Source organism: Actinoplanes sp. KI2, from assembly GCF_025630775.1.
Classification (GTDB): domain Bacteria; phylum Actinomycetota; class Actinomycetes; order Mycobacteriales; family Micromonosporaceae; genus Actinoplanes.
Map to the genome: position 1 here is coordinate 79,600 of NZ_JAOSZE010000018.1, position 24,839 is coordinate 104,438.

Here is a 24,839-nt window from a genome sequence, read left to right on the forward strand (position 1 = left end):
CGCCGCGTAGGTGCGCTTGGCGGGGCGAAATTGTGAACGCAAACATCCACGCGACATGCACGGGCTGTCAAGGGCCCGCTACATCGCCGTTACGTGTTCGTGACATTGAAGCGATGCTGGTCCCGGCGGCATTTAGCACTGCTTGACAGCGTTCCCGGAGGTGGAGGATGGTGTCCATGGTGTATCTACCAGGTTTCCGGTGGGGTGATCCTCCGCCCGGTCCCTAGATCAGGATTGTGAACGATCTCAGGCATGGTGGCCGATCGGCCGTCATCGCTGGACGACCTGCGGGCGCCACTGCTGGATTTCCCGCGGGCACCAACGCTGGATGATCCGCGGGCGCCACTGCTGGATGATCCGCGGGCGCCAACGCTGGATGACCCGCGGGCGCCACCCCTGCGTCCGGAGATCACCCCGGACCGGGTCGGTCAGCGTCGCCACGCTGACCGGGGTTGGTCAGTCGTTGAGGACGCGCGCCAATTCGGTGCGGGACCGCACGCCCAGCCGGGCGAAGACGTTGCGCAGATGATGGTCGACGGTGCGCGGGCTCAGGTGCAGTTGCTGGGCCACCTCCCGGTTGGTCGCGCCGTCGGCGACCAGGCCGGCGATCCGTTCCTGCTGGGCGGTCAGCGGCGGGCCCGGCGAGCCGGCCGGGGCGGGCCGGGCGGGGATCCCCGGGCTCACCGGAGCCGGCGCTCGCTCACCGGCCGCGCGCAGCTCACGGGCGGCCTGGGCGGCCCACGGGCCCGCGTCGAGACGCTGGAACGTCTCCGCCGCGTGCCGCAGATGACCTCGCGCCTCCAGCGACCGCCGCCGGCGGCGCAGGTGCCGCCCGTACAGCAGCTCGGTGTGCGCCAAGGCGAAGCCGGCGTCGTGCCGGCGCAGCGCCTCCCGGAAGTGGTCGTCGGCGGCGCCCGCGTCACGTGCCCGCAGCGCGCGGCAGCGGGCGCTCATCGCCAGCCAGGCCGCCTCGCCGGTGCGCCGCGCCCACCGGTCGAACTGGAGGGCCGGCGCGTCCAGGCCGGGCGCGGCGCCGGCCGCCTCGATCAGGTGCGGGATCACCGCCACCCGCAGCACAGTGGAGCCCCGGCCGGGCGGCGCCGCGACAATCGCCCCGAGGCGTTCCGCGGCCGGCGCCGGGTGGCCCTCCACCAGATCGAGCAGCGCGTACGCCCAATCGGCCAGGTCGCGGGCCTCCTCGTGGCGTGCGGTCGCGGCCCGGCAGCGGTGCTCCCCGGTGGCGCGGTCGCCGACCAGCGCGGCCAGAACGGCGAGCAGCGCGAGGAGGCTGTCGGCGAGGTCGAGCCGCCCGTACCGGCTCGCCGCGGCCGCCCCGTCGAGGGCGGCGGCGGTGGCCGCGTCGTGGCGTCCGGCCGCCAGCTCCGCGTACGCGACGGCCTCGAGCGCGGCCGGGACCAGCGCGTACGCACCGGAAGCCGACGCCGCGGCGGCGGCCCGGCGGGCGAGGGCGGCGGCGCGCCGGTCCTGCCCGACCACGATCCCGGCCATCGCGGCGCCGACCAGCAGCGAGGGGTCGCCGACCCGGGCGGCCAGGTCGAGAACCGCCCGGAACTCGGTGAACGCGGATTCGTCCTGCCCTTGCAGGAGCGACGCGAGCCCCCGAACCTGCCGGACGGCGAGGGCTTCCCCGACGGAAGTCCACGGCACGCCGAGGCCCGCGGACGGCGATGACGGGCCGAGTCCGGCGGACGCCCGCGGGAGGCCGAGCCCGGCGGACGCCGACGGGAGGCCGAGTTCGGCGGACATCGACGGTGGGCCGAGTCCGGCGGACGTCGACGGCGGGCCGACGCCGGCGGACGGCGTTGCGAGGTCGAGTCCGGCAGACGTCGACGGGAAATCGAGGGCGGCGGCGAGGGCGACGAACCGGCCGGGGTCGCCGGCCCGGCAGCAGGCCTCGCCGGCGAGCAGCAGGGCCGACAACGCGCCGGGCCGGTCGTACGGCAGCAGCTCGCCGGCCACGTCGAGCAGGGCGTCGCGGGCCGGGAGAGGGTCGCCGCGCAGGCCGATCTCGGCGATCAGGCCGCGGGCGCGGGCGCGGACAATGGCGTTCCCGGCGGGCCGGGGGAGCGGCGAGGTGGTGTCGCCAGGCCTGGTGGTGTCGCCGGGTCCGGTGGGCCGGGTGGTGCCGCCGTGGCTTGCGGCGCGGTGCAGCAGGGGGAGGGCCTCGTCCGGGCGGCCGGCCAGCCAGAAGGAGCGGGCGGCGTTCAGGAGCAGGCGCGACGGGTCGTCGGCCAGGGCTGCGGCGTACCGGAAAGCAATCGCGGCCGGCGCGGGCGCGGCACCCGCCGCGGCCGTGGCGAGCCGGTGGGCGAGACCGGAATCGGGCCGGCCCAGGGCCGCGGCGGCGCGGTGGGTCAGCGCGGCCAGGCCGTCGAGCCGCTCCGCTGCGACCAGATGAGCCGCCCGGCGGGCACCGGCGGGTGCCTCGCGATAAATCCCGGCACGCAGGATTCGAGGTACAAAGTGGGCACAGCCGTCCGGTGAGATGGTCACCAGGCCCGTGGCCTCCGCAGCCGACAGAGCCGACAGATCTGTTATGTGCGTCGGCTCGACGGCCAGCAGGAGCAGCGCATCCCGGGTGGCCGCCGGCAGAGCGGCCACCGCGGCCCGCAGCCGCGCCGCGAGCGGGCCGTGCGGCGGCAGCCCGGCCGGCAACGGCGCGAAGCCCCGTCGCTGCGCCAGCGAAAGCGCCTCGCCGAGCTCCGTCAGAACCCCGGGATTCCCCGCGGCCGTCGCCATGATCCCGGTCGCCACCGGATCCGCCAGATCCGGCGCGAGCGCGAGCAGCAGCCGATGCGCCTGATGCTCGTCGAGCGGGCGCAGCGGCAACACCGGCAGCCCGCAAAGCCAGCGCGCCCCGCACGCGGGCGCCCCCAATGTCGGCGCCAGCGGCCCGGAGGTCGCTGCCGGCGGCCTGGAGGTCGGCGCAGACGGCCCGGAGCTCGGCGCCAGCGGCCCGGAGGTCGCTGCCGGCGGTCCGGAGGTCAGCGCCAGCGGCCCGGAGGTCGCTGCCGGCGGCCTGGAGGTCGGCGCAGACGGCCCGGAGCTCGGCGCAGGCGGTCCGGAGGTCGGCGCCGGCAGCCCGAAGGTCGGTGCCGGCAGCGCGCAAAACCCTGGTGGCCCGGACGCCAGCACCGCTACACCCGCCGCGGCGGCCCGCGTGAGCCGTTCCCAGGATGCCGGGTCAAGCCGATCCACATCGTCCACGACGTGAATCGCGGTTCGCCCCGCCGCCCGGGCGGCCGCCCACCGCAGCAGCGTCGACCGCCCCGAACCGGGTTCCCCGGTCACGAGCAATCCGCCGCCGCAGCGCAGCAGCTCATCGATGGCTGTCACCAGATATTCGTGCACTATCGGTGCAATAACCATGCCCGAGAGTCTCGTGGAACCGGGCGCGAGCGGGGAAGAGCATTTCGGAACGTGCGATTTCCGCCGTGTTAACAACCCGGTCGCATTGCGCCGGCGGAACTGGCTAGTCCCGCTCGCCGGCGAGGATCTCCAGGCTCAGCGTCAGCGCCGCCCGGTGCAGGTCCGCCCCGTCGCCCTCCTGGTCCTGCAGGGCCGTGACCGCGGCGATCTGGAACGTGGCCAGCGCCGTCCGCACGCGCAGCCGTTGCTCCGGTGTGGCCCCGGCCGGGGCCAGCGCGGTCACCAGCGAGCGCATGACCTCCTTGACCTCCGCCCCGATCGGCAGGCTCTGGATCTCGGTGTAGTTCTGCCGCACCACCAGGATCAGGTCGATGCCCCATTGCTGCTGATGCGCCGCGAACCGCCGGATCAACTCGGCCCGGCCGTCGTCGCTGAGCGGCCGCTTGGCGTCGGCCTCGTCGGCCAGCTCGGCGATCCCGTCGAGATACCCCCGCAAGATCGCGGTGAGGATCTCCTCCTTGGTACGGAAGTGGAAGTACAGCGCCGCCTTGGTCACCCCGAGCTGCTCGGCGATCTCCCGCAAGGAGGTGGCCGTGTACCCGTGCCGGGCGAACAACTCCAGCGCGATGCCCAGCGTCCGATCCCGGGTATCCGTGCGCCGGCTGTCCACTCCGTCGCTCCGTGCCGCCACTACCCCTCCCGCCGCCCGGCCAAGCCGTTCCGGTGCCCGCCAAGCCCACCCCTGTCCGGACGAGCTCGCCGCGTTGCCGGCAAGCTCGCCTCGCTGTCGGCAAGCTCGCCCCGTTGCCCGGCCAACTCGCCTCGCTGTCGGCAAGCTCGCCCCGTTGCCCGGCCAACTCGCCTCGCTGCAGACAAGCTCGCCCCGCTGCCCGGCCAACTCGCCCTTTTCCCGGCAACAACGCCCGTTGCCCGGCAAGCGACAGGCTAGTCGGTCCGCGTGCGCTGTCGCGTCAGGCTGCCGCTCGCCGCGCGGACCAGGGCCAGGCGGCAGCCGCGCCGAGGCCGCCGGCCGCGCCGAATGCCGCCTCGATCTGCGCGCGGGTCGCGCCGTGCAGCAGGGCCAGTTGCAGGAGCAGGCGCGCCTTGTAGGGGTCGAGTGCCCCGGCCGCTATCAATCCGCGTTCGCCCAGGTCGCGCTCCGAGCCGGGAAAGCCGTAGGTGCCGGTGGCGACGAAGCCCGCACCGACCCGGGAGGCGAGCACGACGGGAATCCGACCCGCGATCGCCGCCAGCACGGGTGGCCAGCCCTCCGGCACGTGCCCCACCCCGAAGCCGGCGATGACGAGACCGTCGACCGCGGCCGCCAGACTCTCGAGGAGAGCGCCGTCGTCCCCGAACGTCGCCGTGTACAACCCGACCCGGGGCGCCGCCGTGGAGCTCGGGAGCGGCGGCAAGGTGAACCGGGTTTCGGGCCGCTGCACAAAGTGGACCCGTCCTTCGGCCAGGTATCCGAGCGGTCCGCCGAGCGGCGAAGTGAACGCCGATACGCTGCTGGTGTGCGTCTTGCGCACCCGCGCGCCGGCGTGGATCTCGTCCGCCAGCACCACCAGACATCCTCGGTCGCGGGCCGCCGGGGACGACGCCACCCGGACCGCCGCCAGGATGTTCGCCGGGCCGTCCGCGCCGGCCAGCGTCGGGTTGCGCATCGCGCCGGTGACGACGATCGGCTGCGGGCCGCGGTGGAGCAGGTCCACGGCGTACGCGGTCTCCTCGATGGTGTCCGTGCCCTGCATGACCACCGCACCCGCCCGGCCCTCCGCCTCAATGAGGCGAAGCAGCTCGCCGAGGTCGGCGAGCGTGAGCGAGGCGCCGGGGCGGTTGCACAGCGTGCGCACGGTGAGCGGCAGATCGCCGAGGCCGGGCACGGCGTCGACCAGCTGCCGCGCGGTGAGGGTGGGCGTGACGCCGCTCGCGCCGGACATGGCGATCGTGCCGCCCGTCCCCACGACCAGCACGCTCATGGAACTCAGTCTCGCATCGGCCGCCGCGCCGCTACCCTGCACCGGGTGATCGTCATCCGTGAGTTCGCCTGGTCCGACTACGACGCCGTGCTGGCGGTGTGGGGCGCGGCCGGCCGCGACGTCGTCCCGCGGGCCGAGCTCGAGGCGAAACTGACCCGCGACCCCGAGCTGTTCCTGGTGGCCGAGGCGCCCGGAGCGGTGGCCGAGCAGGGGGCGGTGGCCGAGCAGGGGGCGGTGGCCGAGCAGGGGGCGGTGGCCGAGCAGGGGGCGGTGGCCGAGCAGGGGGCGGTGGCCGAGCAGGGGGCGGTGGCCGAGCAGGGGGCGGTGGCCGAGCAGGCTGGAGCGGTGGCCGAGCAGGCTGGAGCGGTGGTCGCGGTCGTGCTGGGCACCTACGACGGCCGTCGCGGAGGGATCCTGCGCCTGGCCGTCCACCCGGCTCACCGCCGCGCCGGCATCGCCACCGCGCTGGTCGCCGAGTTGGAGTCCAGATTCCGCAAGCTGGGCTGCCCGCGCGTCAACCTGATGGTCCTGCCGGACAACCTGGACGGTCTCCGTTTCTGGCAGAGCCTCGGCTATCTCCCGGTCCCCGACGTCGTGTGCACGAAGCCGCTCGCGAACCACCGTTAACATGCCGGCATGAAGCGGTGGGGCGTGTTCCTGCTCGGGCTCGGCATCGGCGGGTGGCTCGGCGTGCAGGTCGGCGAGGCGGCCGCCCTCGGCGGGCTCGTCGTCGCCGTGGCGGGCTTGCTCCTGCTCGGTCTCGGCGCCCGTTCCGGCGATCCCGGGGGCGACCTGGTGGGGGACGCGATGGAGGCCCGAGCCGACGGCGGAGAGGCCACGGCGCCCGCCGACCGGCCCAAGCTCCCCGGTCTCGGCCGGCGGGTCGAGCAGATCCTGCGGCTCTCCGAGGAGCAGGCCGCCGCCCACCTTGCCCAGGCGAAGGTCGAAGCCGACCGGATCCTGGCGGACGCACGCGCCGAAGCGGACCGCATCAGGTCGGACGGGTCGCCGCCGGAGTAGACGCCGAGGCCCTGATCGGAAACGGACACCGAAGAATTCGCCCGACGACGACTACGGAGACGGCCGTCGATGAATGGCGTGCTCGCGCCGTCCGGGCCGGCAATGCCGCCCGATGGGGGAAATCGGGCAGATGTGCCGTCCGAACGGGCAGAGTTCGGGCTTCCCGGCGGACGGCGCCGGGAAGCCCGGGTCTCAGATCTTCTCCACCTCGACCGGGGTGATCAGCACCCGGTCGGTACCGGTCTCGCGCACCGCGCCGGTGAGCACGATCGTGCCGCGGCAGGGGAGGTCCGCGGCCGAGGTGCCGACCATGATCTCCAGCTCGCCGGGCTCGACGATGCGGCGGTAGTCGCGGCCGGTGAAGGCCGTGCGGTCGGTGTGCACCCGGAAACGTACGTCCTTGGCCTCGCCCGGCTCGAGCGGCACGCGAGCGAAGCCGGTGAGCTGCTTGACCGGCCGGGTGACCTGCGCGAGCACGTCGTGCAGGTACAGCTGGACCACCTCGTCGCCCGCCCGCGAACCGGTGTTGCGCACCCGCACGGTGACCGTGAACTCGCCGTCGGTGGGCACCGACGGGTGGCTGATCCGCAGGTCGTCGACCGCGAAGCTGGTGTACGAGCGGCCGTGGCCGAACGCGAACAGCGGGGTCGGGTCGAGGTTGCTCACGCCGCTGTTCTCCGCACCGAGTGGCGGCTGCAGGTAGGTGCCGGGCTGGCCGCCGGGCGTCCGCGGGATCTGCACCGGCAGCTTGGCGCCGGGCTGCACCCGGCCGGAGAGCACGCCGGCGATCGCCGGGCCGCCCTCCTCGCCCGGCATGAAGGCCTGGACCAGCGCGGCCGCCCGGCCGGCCACCTCGCCCAGCGCGTACGGGCGGCCGGAGACCACCACGACCACCACCGGCGTACCCGTCGCCAGCAGTTCTTCCAGCAGCGCACCCTGCAGGCCGGGCAGCCGCAGCTCGTCGGCGTCGCAGCCCTCGCCCGAGGTGCCGTGGCCGAACAGGCCGGCCAGGTCGCCGACCATCGCCACGCAGACGTCGGCGTCCCGGGCGGCGGCCACCGCGGCGGCGAAGCCGGACCGGTCGTCGCCCCGCACCGCACAGCCCAGCTCGTGCACCACCTCGGCGCCGGGCAACTCCGCGCGCAGGGCCTCGACCGCGGTGGGTACCTCGACGCCCAGGCCGTACCCGGGATGGCGGGGCAGGACGTGGTTGGGGAACGCGTAGCAGCCCATGAACGTACGCGGGTCGTCGGCGCACGGACCGACGACCGCAACCTTCCGCAGCGCCGGATCGAGCGGCAGCGACGATCCGGGATCGAGCAGGACGACCGACTTCTCCGCCATCTCCCGGGCGAGCGCACGGTTGGCCGGTGAGTCCAGGTCGACCTCGGCGGCCCCGGCGACCGATCGCTCGGGCGTCCAGTCCGCATCAAGCAAACCAAGTTCGGCCTTGTGTACGAGGTGACGGCGCACCGCCCGGTCGATCAGCTCCGCCGGCGCCTTGCCGATCAGCCCCGGGCCGAAGCCGAGCGTGTCGGGCAGCTCCACGTCGATGCCGGCCTCGAGGGCCTGCACCCCGGCGTCGTCCATGTCGGCGGCGATCCGGTGCATGGTGGCCAGGAACGGCACCGCCCAGTAGTCGCTGACCACCGTGCCGGTGAAGCCCCACTGCTCCCGCAGCACCTCGGTGAGCAGCCACGGGTCGGCGCCGGCCGGCACACCGTCGACGTCCGAGTACGAGTTCATCACCGAGCGGGCGCCGGCCGCGCGGACGGCGGTCTCGAAGGTCGGCAGGATGACGTCCATCAGCTCGCGCCGGCCCATCGGCACCGGGCCGTGGTTGCGCGCCCCGCGGGACGCCGAGTACCCGGCGAAGTGCTTGAGGGTGGCGATCACGCCGGCGCTCTGCAGGCCGCGTACGTAACCGGCGCCGAGCAGGGCGACCAGGTACGGGTCCTCGCCGATGGTCTCCTCGACCCGGCCCCAGCGGTAGTCGCGCACCACGTCGAGCACGGGGGACAGGCCCTGGTGGATGCCGAGGGCGGCCATGTCCCGGCCGATCGCGGCGGCCATCCGCTCGACCAGCTCGGGGTCGAAGGTGGCGCCCCAGGCGATCGCGGCCGGGTAGACCGTGGCGCCGAACGAGGTCAGTCCGGTCAGGCACTCCTCGTGCACGATCGCGGGCACGCGCAGCCGCGAGTTCGCCAGCACCACGCGCTGCTGCCGGATCACCTCGGCGGCACCCTCGGCGGCGGTGAGCGGCACACTGCCGTAGACGCGGGTCAGCTGACCCAGCCCGTGCCGGCTCGCGTCGGCCAGCGGGATCGTGCCGGAGGCCGCGAAGACGTCCTGCATCGGTGCCACGTTCAGCGTTTCTTCAGGATCTGTAGAAAGTTCCTCAGACTCCGTGTCGCGCATGTCGTTGCCCACCCACCGGCTGCCGAGTTGGGCTATTTTCTCCTCGGTGGTCATCTCGGCGAGCAAGAGCTCGACGCGTTCCGTCACGGATAGCGCCGGGTCCTGCCATGGCTGGCTCGCCTGCACTGCGGTCACGGCGCAACTCCTCAACAAGTTCCGAAACTTTCAGTAGATTTACAGCATGAGTTATCGGTCCTTCGGCCCTTGACCCGGGGGCTCACGCTGGGGTCCACTCTCTCCGTGGGAGCGCGACCAGGGCAAGACCCTTGACATGATCAAGCCGAAACCCTACGTTAACGAAACCTCACGTTAACTTGCGGCAGACTCGCGAAAGTTGCAGGCTTTTGTGACGGCGACAACCCATCCCCACGACGATCCACTCGCCGCGGCAGGACGCGGCACTCGAGTACGGAGATCAGCGTGACCAATAGCAACTTCTCCCGGCGGAACTTTCTCGGGCTAGCCGCGGGGGCCGCCGGTGCTGCGGCCCTCGCGGCATGTGGCAGCTCAGGGCCGTCCGACAAGGGCGGCAGCAACGGTGGTGGCAGCACGGGCGGCGCATCGTACTGGTCGCTTTCGGGCGAGCCGGGCCAGCCGATCCGTCAGGCCGCGGTCGACCGGTTCAACAAGGCGAACCCGAACACCAAGATCACGCCGACGTTCTTCCAGAACGACGCGTACAAGCAGAAGATCAAGACGGCGATCGGTGCCGGCCAGGCCCCGACCATGATCTGGGGCTGGGGCGGCGGCGGTCTCAAGTCGTACGTCGACGCCAATCAGGTCGTCGACCTGACCGACTGGCTCGGCCAGAACGCCGCGGTCAAGGAGAAGATCCTGCCGTCGTCGTTCGGCGCCGGCACGGTCAACGGCAAGGTCTACGCCCTGCCGATCGAGACGGTCCAGCCGATCGTGCTGTTCTACAACAAGAAGGTCTTCGACAAGGTCGGCGTGCAGCCGCCGAAGTCCTACCAGGACATCCTCGACCTGATCCCGAAGTTCAACGCCAAGGGCATCGCGCCGTTCTCGCTCGCCGGCCAGTCCCGGTGGACGAACATGATGTGGCTCGAGTTCATGCTCGACCGCCAGGCCGGCTCGGACGTGTTCAACAACGTGTTCGCCGGCAAGCCGGGCTCCTGGTCCGACCCGGCCGTGCTGGAGATGCTGACCAAGGTCCAGGACCTGGTGAAGGGCAACGCCTTCATCAAGGGCTTCTCCTCGATCACCGCCGACTCCAACGCCGACCAGGCCCTGCTGTACACGGGCAAGGCCGCGATGATGGTGCACGGCTCCTGGTCGTACGGCATCCAGAAGGCCAACGGCGGCAGCTTCGTCAAGGACGGCGGCCTGGGCTGGATGAACTTCCCGCCGATCGACGGCGGCAAGGGCGACCCGAGCAACACGGTCGGCAACCCCGGCCAGTACCTCTCGATCTCGTCCAAGGCTTCCGCGGCCGAGCAGGACGTCGCCAAGAAGTTCTTCTCGACCACACTGGTCGACGACGACGAGAAGGCCGGCTGGGTCAAGTCCGGTGGCGTGCCGGTCCTCACGAACAGCGATAGCCTGTTCACCGGGGACGATGCACAGTTCCTCAAGGACATGTCCGCGATCGCGTCCGGCGCCAAGACCTTCGCCCAGTCGTGGGACCAGGCGCTGAGCCCGACCGCGGCGGAGACGCTGCTCGACAACATCGCCAAGCTGTTCCAGCTGCAGGTCACCCCGCAGCAGTGGGTCGACAACATGAACGGGGTCATCGGCAAATGACGACGCTCGCTCCGCCCGCCGTACGCGGGCAGGAGTCAAAGACCGCCAAAGGCGGGCGGGGCGGCTCCGTCATGTGGATGGCAGCGCCCGCAGCCGTGTATTTCTTCGCGTTCGGGGTCATCCCGCTGCTCGGCGTGCTCTTCCTCAGCTTCACCACGTGGGACGGCATCGGTGACATCAAGTTCACCGGGCTGACCAGCTGGAAGTCGGAGCTCACCGACCCCGGGCTGCCCCACTCGCTGTGGGTGACGTTCGAGATCATGATCCTGTCGTGGCTGGTACAGACGCCGATCAGCATTCTGCTCGGCGTCTTCACCGCCTCGTTCAAGCGGTACCGCGCGCTCCTCGCGGTGCTGTACTTCATCCCCTTGCTGCTGTCCGGCGTGGCCATCTCGATCACGTTCAAGGCGCTGCTCGACCCGAACTTCGGCATCGGCGCGGGCTTCGGGATCGACGCGCTCAAGCAGGACTGGCTCGGCCAGCCGAGACTGGCCATGGCCACGCTGATCTTCGTGGTGTCGTGGCAGTGGATCCCGTTCCACTCCCTGATCTACCAGGGTGCGGTGCGGCAGATCCCGGGGTCGCTGTACGAGGCCTCACAGATCGACGGTGCGGGCCGGATGCGGCAGTTCTTCTCGATCACCCTGCCGCAGATCAAGTACACGATCATCACGTCCTCGACGCTGATGGTCGTGGGTTCGCTGACCTTCTTCGACCTGATCTATGTGCTCACCGGTGGTGGTCCGGGTGACTCGACCCGGGCGCTGGCGCTGGAGATGTACCAGAAGGGTTTCATGGCGAACCTCATGGGCCCGGCCAGCTGCATCGCGGTCATCCTGGTCCTTCTCGGCGTGGTTCTCGCCCAGCTGCTTCGCCGCCTCGGCGGCCGCGGCGACGAGAGCATGATGGAAGGGGTCTGACGTGACGACGACGGTCAACGTCACCGGCACGCAGGCGCCGGCACATCACGAACCACCGCGGCGTAACCGCCGGACGGGCCACAAGCTGGCCAAGATGAACTGGGTCGGCGGCGGGCTCGGCTGGGTCTGGCTGTTCATCGTGATGATCCCGATCTACTGGATCGTGATCACCAGCTTCAAGACCCAGGCGAACTACTTCATCACGAACACGTTCGCCCCGCCGAGCGACCCGACGTTCGACAACTACAAGACGGTCATCGACAACGACATCGCCTTGTACTTCTTCAACAGCGTCCTGGTCACGATCGGCGCGATCGTCCCCGCCGTGGCGATCAGCTTCATGGCCGCGTACGCGATCGTGCGTGGCAGCGGCCGGTTCATCCTGCGCCTCACCAACACGATGTTCCTGGCCGGCCTGGCGATCCCGCTGCAAGCGGTGATCATTCCGGTCTACCTGATCATCATCCGGCTCAAGCTGTACGACACCCTGCTCGCCATCGTCCTGCCCTCGATCGCCTTCGCCATCCCGCTGTCCGTCCTGGTGCTGAGCAATTTCATCCGGGACGTGCCGAAGGAGCTGTTCGAGTCGATGCGGATGGACGGCGCCACCGAGTGGGGCACCCTGTGGCGGCTCGCGTTCCCGCTCACCCGCCCCGCGCTGGTCACCGTGACCATCTACAACGCGCTGGGCATCTGGAACGGGTTCCTGCTGCCGCTGGTGCTGACCCAGAGCCCGGACAAGCGGACAATGCCCTTGGCGCTGGTCAACTTCCAGGGTCAGTTCGGCGTGAACGTCCCGGCGATCGCCGCGTCGGTCACGCTCACCACCATCCCGATCGTCCTGCTTTACGCGATCGGCCGCCGCCAACTAGTGAGCGGCCTTACCGCCGGCATCGGCAAGTAGGGCCGTACTCTCCCGGATCACGAGCTCTGTCGCCAGCTCCACCCGGGGAGTTTCGATGGGCTCGCCGCGCGACAGTCGCAAGACTGTCCGTGCGGCGAGCCCGCCCATGTCGGCGAGGGGCTGACGCACGGTGGTCAGCGGCGGCGACGACCAGCGGGCCTCGGGCAGGTCGTCGAAGCCGATGACGCTCAGTTCGTCGGGGATCCGGATGCCGCGCAGGCGGGCCGCCTCGTACAGGCCGAGGGCCATCTGGTCGCTGGAGGCGAAGATCGCCGTCGGCGGCTCGTCCAGGTCGAGCAGGTGCTCGCCGGCCAGAAAGCCGGACTCGTGGTTGAAGGCGCCGGGCTCGACGAGCCGCCGGTCGACGCGCAGGCCGGCCTCCTCCAGGGCGGCGCGGTAGCCGTCCAGCCGGGCGCGGGAGCAGAGCAGGTTCTTCGGGCCCTCGACCAGGCCGATCCGGGTGTGGCCGAGCGAGATCAGGTGCTCGGTGGCGCTGCGCCCGCCGGACCAGTTCGTGGCGCCGATCGTCGGCACGTCCGCGGCGACGCCGCCGGCCGGATCGATGATCACCATCGGCACGTTGAGGCGGTGCAGCTCGGTGCTGATCGGGCCGGCCCCGTCGGAGATCACCAGGATCACCCCGTCGGACTGCCGCGCCCGCAGGTTCTGCAGCCACTGCCGGGTCGATGCGGTACGCCGGTGGATGGCCGAGACCACGGTGCCGACCCCGGCGGCGTGCGTGACCTCCTCCACGCCGCGGATCAGCTCGACCGCCCACGGGCTGTCCAGATCCTGGAAAACGAGGTCTATCAATCCGGCTCGCAGCGGTTGCCGAGAGTTACGAGGGCGGTAGTCGTGCTCCCGAAGAAGATGTTCGATCCGGTCACGCGTCTCGGGAGACACGTCCGTACGACCGTTGAGCACTCGCGACACCGTGGGGACGGACACTCCTGCCGCCTCCGCGATGGTCGCGATAGTCACTCGTCGCCCGCCCGCGGCCATCCGACTCTCCTCGCCTGCCGCGGGGCTCTCGACTGAAACTTTCGACCGCGGTGCCGGAAGTATTGCACATCCGGGACACGTCCGGCCTTAGACAGCGGTAGAGACCGCGAGAATGATGTTCCGCGGTCCGCGCCACCGTCCGCCCAGTACGGAGGATCCACCGATGACGATCACCCTGCCGGCCCCGGTCCGCGCCGTGATCGACGCTGCCAACGCGAACGATACCGACGCCTTCCTGGCCTGCTTCCCGCCGGACGGCGTCGTCGACGACTGGGGTCGCGAGTTCGCCGGCCATACGGAGATCAGAGGATGGTCCGACCGCGAGTTCATCGGTGTCAAGGTCAATCTTTCGATCGTCCAGGTCGCGATCGAGGACCTGGCCGTCGTGGTCACCGCTCAGGTGGGCGGGGACGGCTTCAACGGGCCGTCCCACTTCACCTTCCAGGTCGAGGGCACCCACGTCACCCGCATGACGATCCGCGCCTGACAGCGGTTGGCTTCCGGTGTGCCATCGGCGGTCAGGCGGACGGTCTGATCAGCTTCCTGGCATGGATATTGATCGGGAAGGGTTCGTCCGACGTCAGCACCTCGTCCGGCCCGGCGAAGGCGTGCGTGCGGTAATGCGTTCCGTCCAGGCGAAGGAGGCGCAGTGAGACCGTCCGCAGATCCGGCTTGCCCGGCTCAGCCAGCAGATACCACGGTATCCGCGCAGCTGCGTAACGCTCCATCTTCCCTGATCGGTCCCAGCCGGCATTGCTCGGTGACGTCACCTCGACGACGAGAACCGTGTCCGCCGCGTCGTTGGCGCCGCGCTCCCAAGAGAACTTGCCGACGATGACATCCGGGCACACGATGGTGCCTTCCCCAATCCGGACGTCCACTGCTTCGGCCACGACGAGGCCAACCGTCCAAGCGGCTGGCTCGAGGGCGTTGGCCAGGTAACGAGAAATGTTTTGGTGGGCAAAGCTGGGTGAGGGGCTCACCAGAATTTTTCCGTCCACGAGCTCGGTCCTGATGTCGAGTTCGCCCAGCGCCAGATACTCGGCCTCGGTCCAGGTCCTGGACAGGTCAAGCGGCTGGTCGCTCATGGGCCGAGTGTCCCACAGGGTCATCCGGACTGTCCCTTCATCGAGTGGTCATGAGTACATTGTCCTGCGACCACTAGGCTCGCGTCAACTGTCAGCGGGGGACGGACTGGGCGGGGGAGCGGGCCGCCTCGGCCAGGTGAGCCGCGACCCTGGCGTGGTCGGTGGCGATCAGGCCGACCGTCACGCGCAGGTGCGGGGTGCCGCGGGACGGGGTGAAGGCGTTGCCGGCCGCCGCCGCGATGCCGGCGCTGGCCAGGGAGATCAGCGCCGACTGCTCGTCGGCCACCGGAAGCCAGATGTTCAGGCCGTCGCCCGGGGGCAGGGTGAGGCCGGCCGCGGTCAGCGCGTCGATGACCAGGTGGCGGCGGCGGGCGTACTCGGCCCGGGCATGGCTCACGGCGGCGACCGACGACGGGTCGGTCAGCAGGGCCAGCAGCAGCTGCTGGAGCAGCCGGCTCGTCCAGCCCTGGCCGAGCAGGCGCCGCTCGAGGATCGGGTCGAGGACCGTCGCGGGGGCGCCCACCGCGGCCAGCCGCAGGTCCGGCCCGTGGGACTTGGAGAAGCTGCGGACGTGGACGGTCTGCCGGGGCAGCAGGGCGCCCAGCGAGTGCAGCGGGCTGGTGGCGACGTCGCCGGCCGAGTCGTCCTCCACGGCGTACACGTGCTGGTGTTGCGCGAGCACCGCGGCGAGCGACATCTGCCGGCTGGGTGACCACGACGCGCCGGTGGGGTTGAGGGCGCGCGGTTGCAGGAAGACGGCCGCCGGGCGGCACGGCATTGCGGACGCCAGGGCGGCGGGAACCATGCCGTCGGCGTCGGTGTCCACCCCGACCGCCTCCACGCCCAGCGCGTCCAGCAGGTCGAGCAGCGGGGGAAAGCAGGGGTTCTCCACGATCGCGCGGTCGCCCAGGCGCAACAGGGCGGTGCAGACGTGGTCGATGGCGTCCATGGCGCCGTCGAAGATCGCCAGGCGGTCGGGCGGGAAGGGCCAGGTGGCGCGCAGCAGGTCCGCCAGCGCGGGCAGGACGGGCTCGTCCAGGTAGCTGCTCGGGGCCGGGGAGAGGCCGGCCGGCGACGGCAGCACGGGCAGCAGGCTCGGGTCGGGCACGCCGGTGGACAGGTCCAGCGCGAAACCGGACCGTCCGCGCAGAGCGGCGCGGTACCGGCCGGGGCCGCTCGTCCGGCCGGTGGCGACGACCGTGCCGCGACGTCCGTCGGTCTGGATGGCGCCGGCCCGGCGCAGCAGCTGCCAGGCTGCACTGACGGTGGTGGGCGACAGCCGCAGCTCGCGCGCGACCGTGCGAACCGGCGGCAGTTTGGCGCCCGGCGCGAGGGCGCCCTGGCCGACGGCCCGGCCCACGGCCTCGGCCAGGCCCCGGGCGGTCGGCTCTTCCAGCAGGTCACGAACCGCATCAAGCAAGCCTTCAGTCCGTTCTCGGGAGGCGGGCGGGGCGGTTGGATTGTTTTGTGACAGTACGTTTCGAGCATTGTTCCGTCCATAGGTGTTACGTAATCTCGGGCAATGACTCGTATCGCGCACTGGATCGGCGGCGCCGAGCGCGCCGGTACCTCGGGCCGCACCGGCCCCGTCTTCAACCCGGCCACCGGCGAGCAGACCGGCGAGGTCGACCTCGCGTCGGCCGCCGAGGTCGGCCACGCGGTTGCGGTGGCGAAGGAGGCCGCCAAGGCGTGGCGCGAGTCGTCGCTGTCGCGGCGGTCCGCGGTGCTGTTCAAGTTCCGCGAGCTGCTGGCCGACCGGGCCGGTGACCTGGCCGCGGTGATCACCAGCGAGCACGGCAAGGTGCTCTCCGACGCGGCCGGCGAGGTCGCCCGCGGCCTGGAGAACGCCGAGTTCGCGACCGGCATCCCGCACCTGATGAAGGGCGCCTACAGCGAGCAGGCGTCGACCGGCGTGGACGTGTACTCGATCCGCCAGCCGCTCGGCGTGGTCGCCGGCATCACCCCGTTCAACTTCCCGGCCATGGTGCCGCTGTGGATGTGCACCACGGCGATCGCGGCCGGCAACGCGTTCGTGCTCAAGCCGAGCGAGAAGGACCCGTCGGCCGCGCTCTTCCTGGCCCGGCTGTGGCAGGAGGCGGGCCTGCCGGACGGCGTCTTCACCGTCGTCAACGGCGACGCCGAGGCGGTCGACGCGATCCTGACCCACCCGGACATCGCGGCGGTCAGCTTCGTCGGTTCCACCCCGATCGCCAAGCACATCTACGAGACCGGCACCGCGAACGGCAAGCGGGTGCAGGCCCTGGGCGGCGCCAAGAACCACATGATCGTCCTGCCGGACGCCGAGCTGGACGCGGCCGCCGACGCGGCGGTCAGCGCCGCCTACGGCTCGGCCGGCGAGCGTTGCATGGCCGTCTCGGTGGTCGTGGCGGTCGGCGACGTGGCCGACCCGCTGGTCGACGCGATCGCGGCCCGGCTGCCGAAGCTGAAGATCGGCGCGGGCACCGACCCGGAGGCGCAGATGGGGCCGCTGATCACCGCCCAGCACCGGGAGAAGGTGGCCGGCTACATCGCGTCGGGTGCCGAGACCGGCGCGACCGTGGTGGCCGACGGGCGTGCGGCCGAGCTTCCGGACGACGGCTACTTCCTCGGCGTCACGCTGCTCGACAACGTCACTCCGGAGATGGCGGTCTACACCGATGAGATCTTCGGGCCGGTGCTGTGTGTGGTGCGCGTCCGGACGTACGCGGAAGCCGTGTCCTTGATCAATGAGAACGAGTACGGGAACGGAACCGCCATCTTCACCCGGGACGGTGGGGCCGCACGGCAGTTCCAGTTCGACGTGAACGCCGGCATGGTCGGGGTCAATGTGCCGATCCCGGTGCCGGTCGCCTACTACTCGTTCGGTGGCTGGAAGGCCTCGCTGTTCGGCGACACCCACATGTACGGGCCGGACGGCATCCACTTCTTCACCCGCACCAAGGTCGTCACCTCGCGCTGGCCCGACCCGGGCACGTCGTCCGTCGACCTCGGCTTCCCGCAAACCCGATAAGGAAGAAATGTCTGACTCGATCGTGCGGGCCGACGACCGTGCCCACGTCTTCCACAGCTGGTCGGCCCAGGGCCTGATCAACCCGCTCCCGGTGAAGGGCGCGCTGGGGAGCTACTTCTGGGACTACGAAGACCGGAAATATCTGGACTTCTCGTCTCAGCTGGTCAACATCAACATCGGCCACCAGCACCCCCGGCTGGTCGCCGCGATCCAGGAGCAGGCCGCCAAGCTCTGCACGATCCAGCCGGCCTTCGCCAACGACAAGCGCGGCGAGGCCGCCCGCCTGATCGCCGAGCTCGCGCCCGGCCCGCTGAACAAGGTGTTCTTCACCAACGGCGGCGCCGAGGCGACCGAGAACGCGATCCGGCTGGCCCGCGGGCACACCGGCCGGCACAAGGTGCTGTCCACCTACCGCAGCTACCACGGCTCGACCAGCACCGCGATCACCGCGACCGGCGACCCGCGCCGCTGGGCGAACGAGCCGGCCGCGGTGGGCGTGGTGCACTTCTGGGGGCCGTACCCGTACCGGTCGCCGTTCTACGCACAGACGCCCGAGCAGGAGACCGAGCGCGCGCTGCGGCACCTGCGCGACACGATCGTCTTCGAGGGCGCCGGCACCGTCGCGGCCGTCCTGCTGGAGACCGTGGTGGGCACCAACGGGATCCTGGTGCCGCCGCCCGGCTACCTGGCCGGTGTGCGGGCGATCTGCGACGAGTTCGGCATCGTGTTCATCGCCGACGAGGTGATGGCGGGATTCGGCCGGTGCGGCGAGTGGTTCGCGGTCGACCGGTGGGGCGTCACGCCCGACCTGATCACCTTCGCGAAGGGGGTCAACTCGGGCTATCTGCCGTTGGGTGGCGTGCTCATCTCGGACGAGATCGCCTCCACCTATGAGACCCGGCCCTTCCCCGGCGGGCTCACCTACTCAGGGCACCCGCTCGCCTGCGCCTCGGCCGTCGCCTCCATCGAGATCTTCAAGGAGGAGGGGATCGTCGAGCACGCCCGGGCAATCGGCGACGACGTGATCGCGCCGGGCCTCGCGGAGCTGGCGGAAAAGCATCCGAGCGTGGGCGAGGTGCGCGGACTCGGCGTTTTCTGGGCGATCGAACTGGTTCGCGACCGGGAGACGCGGGAGCCGCTCGTGCCGTTCAACGCCGCCGGCGCCGCCGCCGGGCCGATGAACGAGGTGGCCGCGGCCTGCAAAGAGCGAGGTCTCTGGCCGTTCACCCACTTCAACCGGGTGCATGTGGTGCCGCCCTGCACGGTCTCCGCGGAGGAGGTCCGGGAGGGACTGTCGATTCTCGACGACGCGCTCACGGTGGCCGACCAGTATTACGTCGGCTGACGCCGGATTGCGTAGCAGCGAGGGCCGGTCCACCCCTGATTCCGTTTCAAGTTTGGAAAATTCCTCGGATTCCCTTGTTTAGAACACCTGCGTGTGACAAGGTCCCTCCAGTTGTCAAGTGGGGCTCGTCACAGGCTCGGCCCGGAGGTCGTATTCGTGAGCAACGCGCTGCCCGAGCTGCGGAACTTCGTCGGTGGCCGGTACAACGCCGCCGCTTCCGGAGCGACCTCCGAGGTTGTCGACCCGAGCACCGGGGAGGCGTACGCGCTGGCGCCCGTCTCCGCGGCGGCCGACGTCGACGCGGCGATGACCGCGGCGGAGGCCGGCTTCGAGGTCTGGCGGGACGCCACCCCGGCGCAGCGGCAGCGCGCCCTGCTCCGGATCGCCGACGCGGTCGAGGCCCGGGCCGAGGAGCTGATCGAGGCGGAGTGCCGCAACACCGGCAAGCCGGTCGAGGCCACCCGCCGCGAGGAGATCGGCCCGATGGTCGACGAGCTGCGTTTCTTCGCGGGCGCGGCGCGCGTCCTCGAGGGCAAGTCCGCGGGGGAGTACCTGGCGGACCACACCTCGTACGTCCGGCGCGAGCCGATCGGGGTGTGCGCGCAGATCACCCCATGGAACTACCCGATGGTCATGGCCGTCTGGAAGTTCGCGCCGGCGATCGCGGCCGGCAACGCGGTCGTGCTCAAGCCCTCCGACACCACCCCGTTGAGCACCCTGCTGCTCGCCGAGATCGCCGCCGAGTTCCTTCCGCCCGGCGTGCTCAACGTGGTCTGCGGCGACCGGGACACCGGCCGCGCGGTGGTCGCCCACCCGGCGCCGCAGCTCGTCTCGATCACCGGCTCCACCCGGGCCGGCATGGAGGTCGCCGTGGCGGCGGCGGCCGACCTGAAGCGGGCTCACCTGGAGCTCGGTGGCAAGGCGCCGGTGATCGTCTTCGACGATGTCGACCTCGAGTCGGCCGCCGAGGCGATCGCCGGCGCGGGCTTCTTCAACGCCGGGCAGGACTGCACGGCGGCGACCCGGGTGCTGGTGCAGCGCGGGATCGCGGACGAGTTCACCGCCGCGCTCGCGGCCGCGGCGAAGAACACGCACGTCGGGCCGCCGGCCGACACCGAGGCGTACTTCGGGCCGGTCAACAACGCCGGCCAGCTGGCCCGGGTGCAGGGCTTCCTGGAGCGGACGCCGGAGCACGCCGAGATCGTCACCGGTGGCCGCCGGATCGGCGACCGCGGCTACTTCCTCGAGCCGACCGTCGTCGCCGGGCTCGCCCAGCGGGACGAGATGATCCAGGACGAGGTCTTCGGCCCGGTCGTCACCGTCCAGCAGTTCGACGACGAGGACAACGCCGTCCGCTGGGCGAACGACGTTCGCTACGGCCTGAGCGCGAGCGTCTGGACGCAGAACCACGCCCGTGCCATGCGGGTGACCCGGCGGCTGAACTTCGGCGCGGTCTGGGTCAACACGCACCTGCCGTTCGTCTCGGAGATGCCGCACGGCGGCTACGGCCACTCCGGGTACGGCAAGGATCTTTCGATGTACGGGTTCGAGGAGTACACCCGGATCAAGCACGTGATGAGCAGCCTAGGCTGACCGCCCCACCCCCGGCCCGCCGTCTCCACCCCGCGCGAAGAGGAACGACATGACCACCCCCCAGCACAGCGCCGTAACGCAGCCACCGCCGGTGGTTGACGGGACCCCGGCGATCCGATTTGCGGGCGTCCACAAGAACTACCTGGCACACGGCGAGTCGGTCGCGGCCGTCAAGCGCACGGACCTGGCGATCGCGCAGGGGGAGTTCTTCTCGCTGCTCGGGCCGTCGGGCTGCGGCAAGACGACCACGATGCGGATGATCGCGGGCTTCGAGGAGCCCACCGCCGGCAAGGTCTACCTGGATGGCAAGGACGTCACCGGGGTCGCGCCGAACAAGCGTGACATCAACATGGTCTTCCAGTCGTACGCCCTCTTCCCGCACCTGAACACGTACCAGAACGTGGCGTTCGGTCTCGAGCGCAAGAAGGTCGCCAAGGACGAGATCAAGCGCCGGGTGGGCGAGATCCTCGAGATCGTCTCGCTGACCGGCATGGAGAAGCGCGCGCCCCGGGAGATGTCCGGCGGCCAGCAGCAGCGGGTCGCCCTGGCCCGGGCGCTGGTCAACCGGCCGCGGGCGCTGCTGCTCGACGAGCCGCTCGGCGCCCTCGACCTCAAGCTGCGCCAGCAGATGCAGGTCGAGCTCAAGCGCATCCAGCGCGAGGTCGGCATCACCTTCGTCTACGTCACCCACGACCAGGGCGAGGCGCTGACCATGTCGGACCGGATCGCGGTGATGAACGCGGGCGTGATCGAGCAGCTGGGCACGCCGCGGGAGATCTACGAGCGGCCGGCGACCCGGTTCGTGGCCGGCTTCATCGGCACCTCGAACATCGTCGAGGGGCGGTGCCAGCGGGCCGAGAACGGGCTGGCCCTGCTCTCGTACACCCAGCAGGACCGGGTCGTGGTGCCGTGCGGCAGCGCGGTGCGGGCCGGCGACAAGATCGAGGTCTCGGTCCGGCCCGAGAAGATCGACCTGCACCGCGGGGTGCCGCCGGTGTCGGCGACCGGTGGGAGCGTGCTCTCCGGCATCGTCAACGAGGTCGTCTACCACGGGACCTCGACGAACTACACGGTCGCGACGGCGGCCGGCGCCGACTTCACCGTCTTCGATCAAAACGCTTCGAACGCCGACGACCTCGCGGATCGCGGCGATCGTGTTTACCTCACCTGGGCCCCCCAGCATTCATATCTGATCGGAGTCTGATGTCTGCCTCGAATCTTCCCGACAGCGCCCTCCTTCGGGGTATGACCCAGCGCCGGCTCGGCCGGCGGGACGCTCTGCGGATCTCCGGTCTCTCCGCCCTCGGCGCGGCCCTCGCGGCCTGCGGCGTGCAGGGCAAGGCCAAGCCCGGCGCGGGCGCCAGCGTGGCCCCCGACGCGGTGGCGAAGTTCTGGACGGGCAAGACCAAGGTCGGCCACGTCGACTTCGCGAACTGGCCGCTGTACATGGACCCGAAGCACCCGGAGCTCAAGAAGTTCACCCAGGAAACCGGCATCACGGTGAACTACAAGGAGGTCATCCAGGAGATGGGCCCCTGGTTCGCCAAGGTGCAGCCCCTGCTCGCCGCGAACAAGCCCATCGGTTTCGACCTCATGGTGATCACCAACAGCGTGCAGTTCGCGCAGTTCCGCGACTCCGGCTTCCTGGCCCCGCTCGACCACACCAAGCTGCCGAACTTCGCGAAGAACGCCGGCCCGGCCTACGCCAAGGAGGCGTTCGACCCGGGCAACGTGTACAGCGTGCCGTGGGCGTCCGGGATGACCGGCATCGCGTACGACGAGACCAAGACGAAGCGGCCGATCACCAAGCTGGCCGATCTGTGGGACCCGGCGTTCAAAGGCAAGATCGGGATGTTCTCCGACTCCCAGGAACTGGCGAACTTCGGCCTGCTCAAGAACGGCATCAACCCGGACAAGTCGACGCAGGCCGATTGGGACAAGGCCGCCGCCGATCTGAAGACGCAGAAGCCGCTGGTGCGCAAGTACTACGACCAGAGCTACATCGACGCGCTCGGCAGCGGCGAGGTCTGGATCACCCAGGCGTGGTCCGGCGACGTCTTCCAGAAGAACGTCTCCGACGGTACGAACTTCAAGTTCGTCATCCCGGAGGAGGGCGGGACGATCTGGACCGACAACATGACGATCCCGATCACCGCGAAGGCTCCGCTCGACGCGATCACGCTGATCGACTTCTTCTACCGGCCCGAGATCGCCGCGTCACTGGCCAGTTTCATCAACTACGTCTGCCCGGTCCCGTCCGCCCAGCAGGTGATGGTCACCGAGGCGAACAAGCTGACCGGCAAGGACAAGACGGCGGCGCTCGAGGTGGCCAACTCGGAGCTGGTGTTCCCGTCCGACGACGTCTACTCGAAGCTGCACTACTACGTGTCCTTCGACAACGTCGCCGACCAGCAGTCCTTCCAGAAGACCTTCGAACCGATCACGCTGGGCTGAGATGAACCGAGTCAAACGACAGCTCGCCCCGTACTTCCTGGTCCTGCCGGGCGGACTCTGGCTGCTGCTGTTCTTCGCGATCCCGATGGTCGCCATGCTGTCGCTCTCGTTGCAGCAGGGCGACGTGGTGTACGGGTACCGCTTCACCTTCCACTGGCAGAACTACACCGACGCCATCACCGACTACCACGAGCAGCTGATCCGGTCGCTGACCTACGCGGCGATCGGGACGATCGTGCTGATCGCGCTGGCCTTCCCGGTGGCGTACTGGATCGCGTTCTACGGCGGCAAGCGCAAGCCCACGTACCTGTTCCTGCTGCTCCTGCCGTTCTTCGTGTCGTTCGTGCTGCGCACCATCTCGTGGCGGCAGATCCTCACCGACGAAGGGCCGGTGCTGCATCCGCTCAAACAGCTCGGCCTGCTGCCCGACTCGTACCATCTGCTCGGCACCTCGGAGGCGGTGATCGGCGGGCTGGTCTACAACTTCCTGCCGTTCATGGTGCTGCCGATCTACGTGGCGCTCGAGCGGATCGACCCGCGGGTGGTGGAGGCGTCGCGCGACCTGTACGCGACCCCGGCGCTCTCCTTCCGCAAGGTGGTCCTGCCGCTGGCGCTGCCCGGCGTCTTCGCCGGTGTGCTGATGTCGTTCGTGCCGATGGCCTCGGACTACGTCAACTCCGAGGTGCTGGGCAGCCAGTCGACCACCATGGTCGGCCAGGTCATCCAGCACAAGTATCTGCAGACCTCCGACTACCCGGCCGCGGCGGCGCTCTCATTCATCCTGATGGCGATCCTGCTGGTCGGCATCTTCGCGTACGCCCGCGCGCTGGGCACCGAGGACGTGATGAAGGTGGCGGCCCGATGAGCCAGAGCACCCTCGACCGGACGGCGGCCACCGAGGCGACCCCCGCGGCCCGGCCGCGCCGGCGCCTCAAGGGCAGCACGGTCCTCTACCTCTACACCTGGCTGGTCATCATCTGGCTGATCATCCCGATCGCCGTGATGATCGCGTTCAGCTTCAACGACCCGGCCGGCCGGTACAACCAGCAGTGGGACGGCTTCACGCTCAAGTGGTGGCACCCGGCGAAGCTCTTCGAGATCGAGGATCTCAGCAACGCGCTCTGGACGTCCCTGGTCATCGCGGTCATAGCCAGTCTCGTCTCGGCGGCGCTGGGCACCGGGATCGGCTACGCGCTGGGCCGCTACCGCTTCCGCGGCTCCGGCACGCTGAACGTCGTCATGTTCAGCACGATCTCCTCGCCCGAGCTGATCATGGGTGCGTCTCTGCTCTCGCTGTTCGTGTCGCTGGGCGTGGGCCCGGGCTTCACCACGATCGTGATCGCGCACATCATGTTCTCGATCTCGTTCGTCGCCGCGATCGTCCGGGCCCGCGTGGTCACGCTCGATCGCTCGATCGAGGAGGCCGCCGCCGACCTGGGCGCCACGCCGTGGGTGACGTTCTGGAAGGTGACCTTCCCGATCATCCTGCCGGCCGTGTTCTCCGGCATCCTGCTGGCGTTCGCCCTGTCCATCGACGACTTCGTGGTCACCAACTTCACCGCGGGCAGCACGCTCACGTTCCCGCTGTGGATCTGGGGCTCGACCCGGGTCGGCCTGCCCCCGCAGGTCAACGTGATGGGCACGCTGATCTTCGGGGTCGGCGTGCTGATCGCGGTGGTCACCAACATCCGCACGCGGAAGCAAAAGAAGGGCTAGCCGGCCGCTCGATGTGGGCGTTTCCGTTCCGCTGCCTTTCCCGTACGAGCGTCGGCCTGGTCCCCGGCGTGCCAGGGCCGCCCGCTGCACCAGCAGCTCCGCGCCCGGCCGCCGGGTGGGCCCGGCCCAAGACCCCGGCCCAAGACCCCCACCCAAGGCTCCGAGGGCGAAATATCATGATGTTTGCGTACCTGTGTGCCCAGGCCCAGCGCACCCGGGTGGGCCCGCCCGAATCG

At 70.4% G+C, this 24,839-nt stretch carries 20 protein-coding genes; 13 read left to right on the forward strand and 7 right to left on the reverse strand.

The genetic code is table 11. From position 1 onward, the window contains the following. Positions 1-456 precede the first annotated feature (456 nt). The 3 genes from ODJ79_RS20265 to ODJ79_RS20275 all read right to left on the reverse strand — a co-directional run bounded on the left by ODJ79_RS20265 (position 457) and on the right by ODJ79_RS20275 (position 5,372). The gene (locus ODJ79_RS20265; protein ID WP_263025067.1) at positions 457-2,850 is read right to left on the reverse strand and encodes a helix-turn-helix domain-containing protein; all 2,394 of its coding nucleotides are present in this window, start codon (positions 2,848-2,850) and stop codon (positions 457-459) included. Between the two features lie 643 nt (positions 2,851-3,493). Beyond that, the gene (locus tag ODJ79_RS20270; protein WP_263025068.1) at positions 3,494-4,081 is read right to left on the reverse strand and encodes a TetR/AcrR family transcriptional regulator; all 588 of its coding nucleotides are present in this window, start codon (positions 4,079-4,081) and stop codon (positions 3,494-3,496) included. Positions 4,082-4,361: 280 nt separating this feature from the next. After that, positions 4,362-5,372 (reverse strand): asparaginase, encoded by a 1,011-nt coding sequence (locus tag ODJ79_RS20275; protein ID WP_263025069.1) that lies wholly within the window; start codon positions 5,370-5,372, stop codon positions 4,362-4,364. Positions 5,373-5,417: 45 nt separating this feature from the next. Here ODJ79_RS20275 and ODJ79_RS20280 point away from each other — a divergent pair, with 45 nt between their 5' ends. Both ODJ79_RS20280 and ODJ79_RS20285 read left to right on the forward strand, forming a co-directional pair. Continuing rightward, the gene (locus ODJ79_RS20280; RefSeq protein WP_263025070.1) at positions 5,418-5,999 is read left to right on the forward strand and encodes a GNAT family N-acetyltransferase; all 582 of its coding nucleotides are present in this window, start codon (positions 5,418-5,420) and stop codon (positions 5,997-5,999) included. A gap of 9 nt (positions 6,000-6,008) precedes the next feature. Continuing rightward, positions 6,009-6,392, forward strand: a complete 384-nt coding sequence (locus ODJ79_RS20285) for a hypothetical protein (protein ID WP_263025071.1) — start codon at positions 6,009-6,011, stop codon at positions 6,390-6,392. Positions 6,393-6,584: 192 nt separating this feature from the next. Here the strand turns inward: ODJ79_RS20285 and ODJ79_RS20290 are convergent, their stop codons facing one another. Further along, positions 6,585-8,945 carry a glycoside hydrolase family 3 N-terminal domain-containing protein gene (locus tag ODJ79_RS20290; protein WP_263025072.1) on the reverse strand — a complete coding sequence of 787 codons (2,361 nt, stop codon included), beginning with the start codon at positions 8,943-8,945 and terminating at the stop codon, positions 6,585-6,587. A gap of 285 nt (positions 8,946-9,230) precedes the next feature. Between ODJ79_RS20290 and ODJ79_RS20295 the strand changes: the two genes are divergently transcribed. From ODJ79_RS20295 to ODJ79_RS20305, 3 genes are all read left to right on the forward strand, one after another. Further along, positions 9,231-10,571: an extracellular solute-binding protein gene (locus tag ODJ79_RS20295; protein WP_263025073.1), complete on the forward strand. Its 1,341-nt coding sequence runs from the start codon at positions 9,231-9,233 to the stop codon at positions 10,569-10,571. A 77-nt stretch (positions 10,572-10,648) separates the two neighbouring features. Then, a complete protein-coding gene (locus ODJ79_RS20300) occupies positions 10,649-11,491 on the forward strand; it encodes a carbohydrate ABC transporter permease (protein WP_263025074.1) in 843 nt (280 codons plus the stop codon). A 1-nt stretch (position 11,492) separates the two neighbouring features. Beyond that, positions 11,493-12,395, forward strand: coding sequence for a carbohydrate ABC transporter permease (locus ODJ79_RS20305; RefSeq protein WP_263025075.1), 903 nt, complete (start codon positions 11,493-11,495; stop codon positions 12,393-12,395). Here ODJ79_RS20305 and ODJ79_RS20310 read toward each other — a convergent pair. Continuing rightward, a complete protein-coding gene (locus ODJ79_RS20310) occupies positions 12,360-13,397 on the reverse strand; it encodes a LacI family DNA-binding transcriptional regulator (protein ID WP_263025076.1) in 1,038 nt (345 codons plus the stop codon). The two genes, ODJ79_RS20305 and ODJ79_RS20310, sit on opposite strands and share 36 nt — an antisense overlap. 163 nt (positions 13,398-13,560) lie before the next feature. Here ODJ79_RS20310 and ODJ79_RS20315 point away from each other — a divergent pair, with 163 nt between their 5' ends. Next, a complete protein-coding gene (locus ODJ79_RS20315) occupies positions 13,561-13,884 on the forward strand; it encodes a nuclear transport factor 2 family protein (protein WP_263025077.1) in 324 nt (107 codons plus the stop codon). Positions 13,885-13,915: 31 nt separating this feature from the next. Here the strand turns inward: ODJ79_RS20315 and ODJ79_RS20320 are convergent, their stop codons facing one another. Beyond that, positions 13,916-14,485, reverse strand: a complete 570-nt coding sequence (locus ODJ79_RS20320; RefSeq protein WP_263025078.1) for a Uma2 family endonuclease — start codon at positions 14,483-14,485, stop codon at positions 13,916-13,918. 91 nt (positions 14,486-14,576) lie between these two features. Next, positions 14,577-15,905 (reverse strand): aminotransferase class I/II-fold pyridoxal phosphate-dependent enzyme, encoded by a 1,329-nt coding sequence (locus ODJ79_RS20325; protein WP_263025079.1) that lies wholly within the window; start codon positions 15,903-15,905, stop codon positions 14,577-14,579. A gap of 102 nt (positions 15,906-16,007) precedes the next feature. Between ODJ79_RS20325 and ODJ79_RS20330 the strand changes: the two genes are divergently transcribed. The 7 genes from ODJ79_RS20330 to ODJ79_RS20360 all read left to right on the forward strand — a co-directional run bounded on the left by ODJ79_RS20330 (position 16,008) and on the right by ODJ79_RS20360 (position 24,603). Next, on the forward strand, positions 16,008-17,495 hold the full coding sequence (locus ODJ79_RS20330) for a CoA-acylating methylmalonate-semialdehyde dehydrogenase (RefSeq protein ID WP_263025080.1): 1,488 nt from the start codon (positions 16,008-16,010) through the stop codon (positions 17,493-17,495). A 7-nt stretch (positions 17,496-17,502) separates the two neighbouring features. Beyond that, a complete protein-coding gene (locus ODJ79_RS20335; protein WP_263025081.1) occupies positions 17,503-18,840 on the forward strand; it encodes an aspartate aminotransferase family protein in 1,338 nt (445 codons plus the stop codon). A 156-nt stretch (positions 18,841-18,996) separates the two neighbouring features. Further along, entirely contained in the window at positions 18,997-20,433 is a 1,437-nt protein-coding gene (locus ODJ79_RS20340) for a gamma-aminobutyraldehyde dehydrogenase (protein ID WP_263025082.1), read from the forward strand. Between the two features lie 49 nt (positions 20,434-20,482). Beyond that, entirely contained in the window at positions 20,483-21,637 is a 1,155-nt protein-coding gene (locus ODJ79_RS20345; RefSeq protein WP_263025083.1) for an ABC transporter ATP-binding protein, read from the forward strand. A 41-nt stretch (positions 21,638-21,678) separates the two neighbouring features. Then, positions 21,679-22,887, forward strand: coding sequence for a spermidine/putrescine ABC transporter substrate-binding protein (locus ODJ79_RS20350; RefSeq protein WP_263025084.1), 1,209 nt, complete (start codon positions 21,679-21,681; stop codon positions 22,885-22,887). 1 nt (position 22,888) lies between these two features. Further along, the gene (locus ODJ79_RS20355; RefSeq protein WP_263025085.1) at positions 22,889-23,752 is read left to right on the forward strand and encodes an ABC transporter permease; all 864 of its coding nucleotides are present in this window, start codon (positions 22,889-22,891) and stop codon (positions 23,750-23,752) included. Next, positions 23,749-24,603, forward strand: a complete 855-nt coding sequence (locus ODJ79_RS20360) for an ABC transporter permease (protein ID WP_263025086.1) — start codon at positions 23,749-23,751, stop codon at positions 24,601-24,603. Before ODJ79_RS20355 ends, ODJ79_RS20360 begins: the two co-directional genes overlap by 4 nt. Positions 24,604-24,839 lie beyond the last annotated feature (236 nt).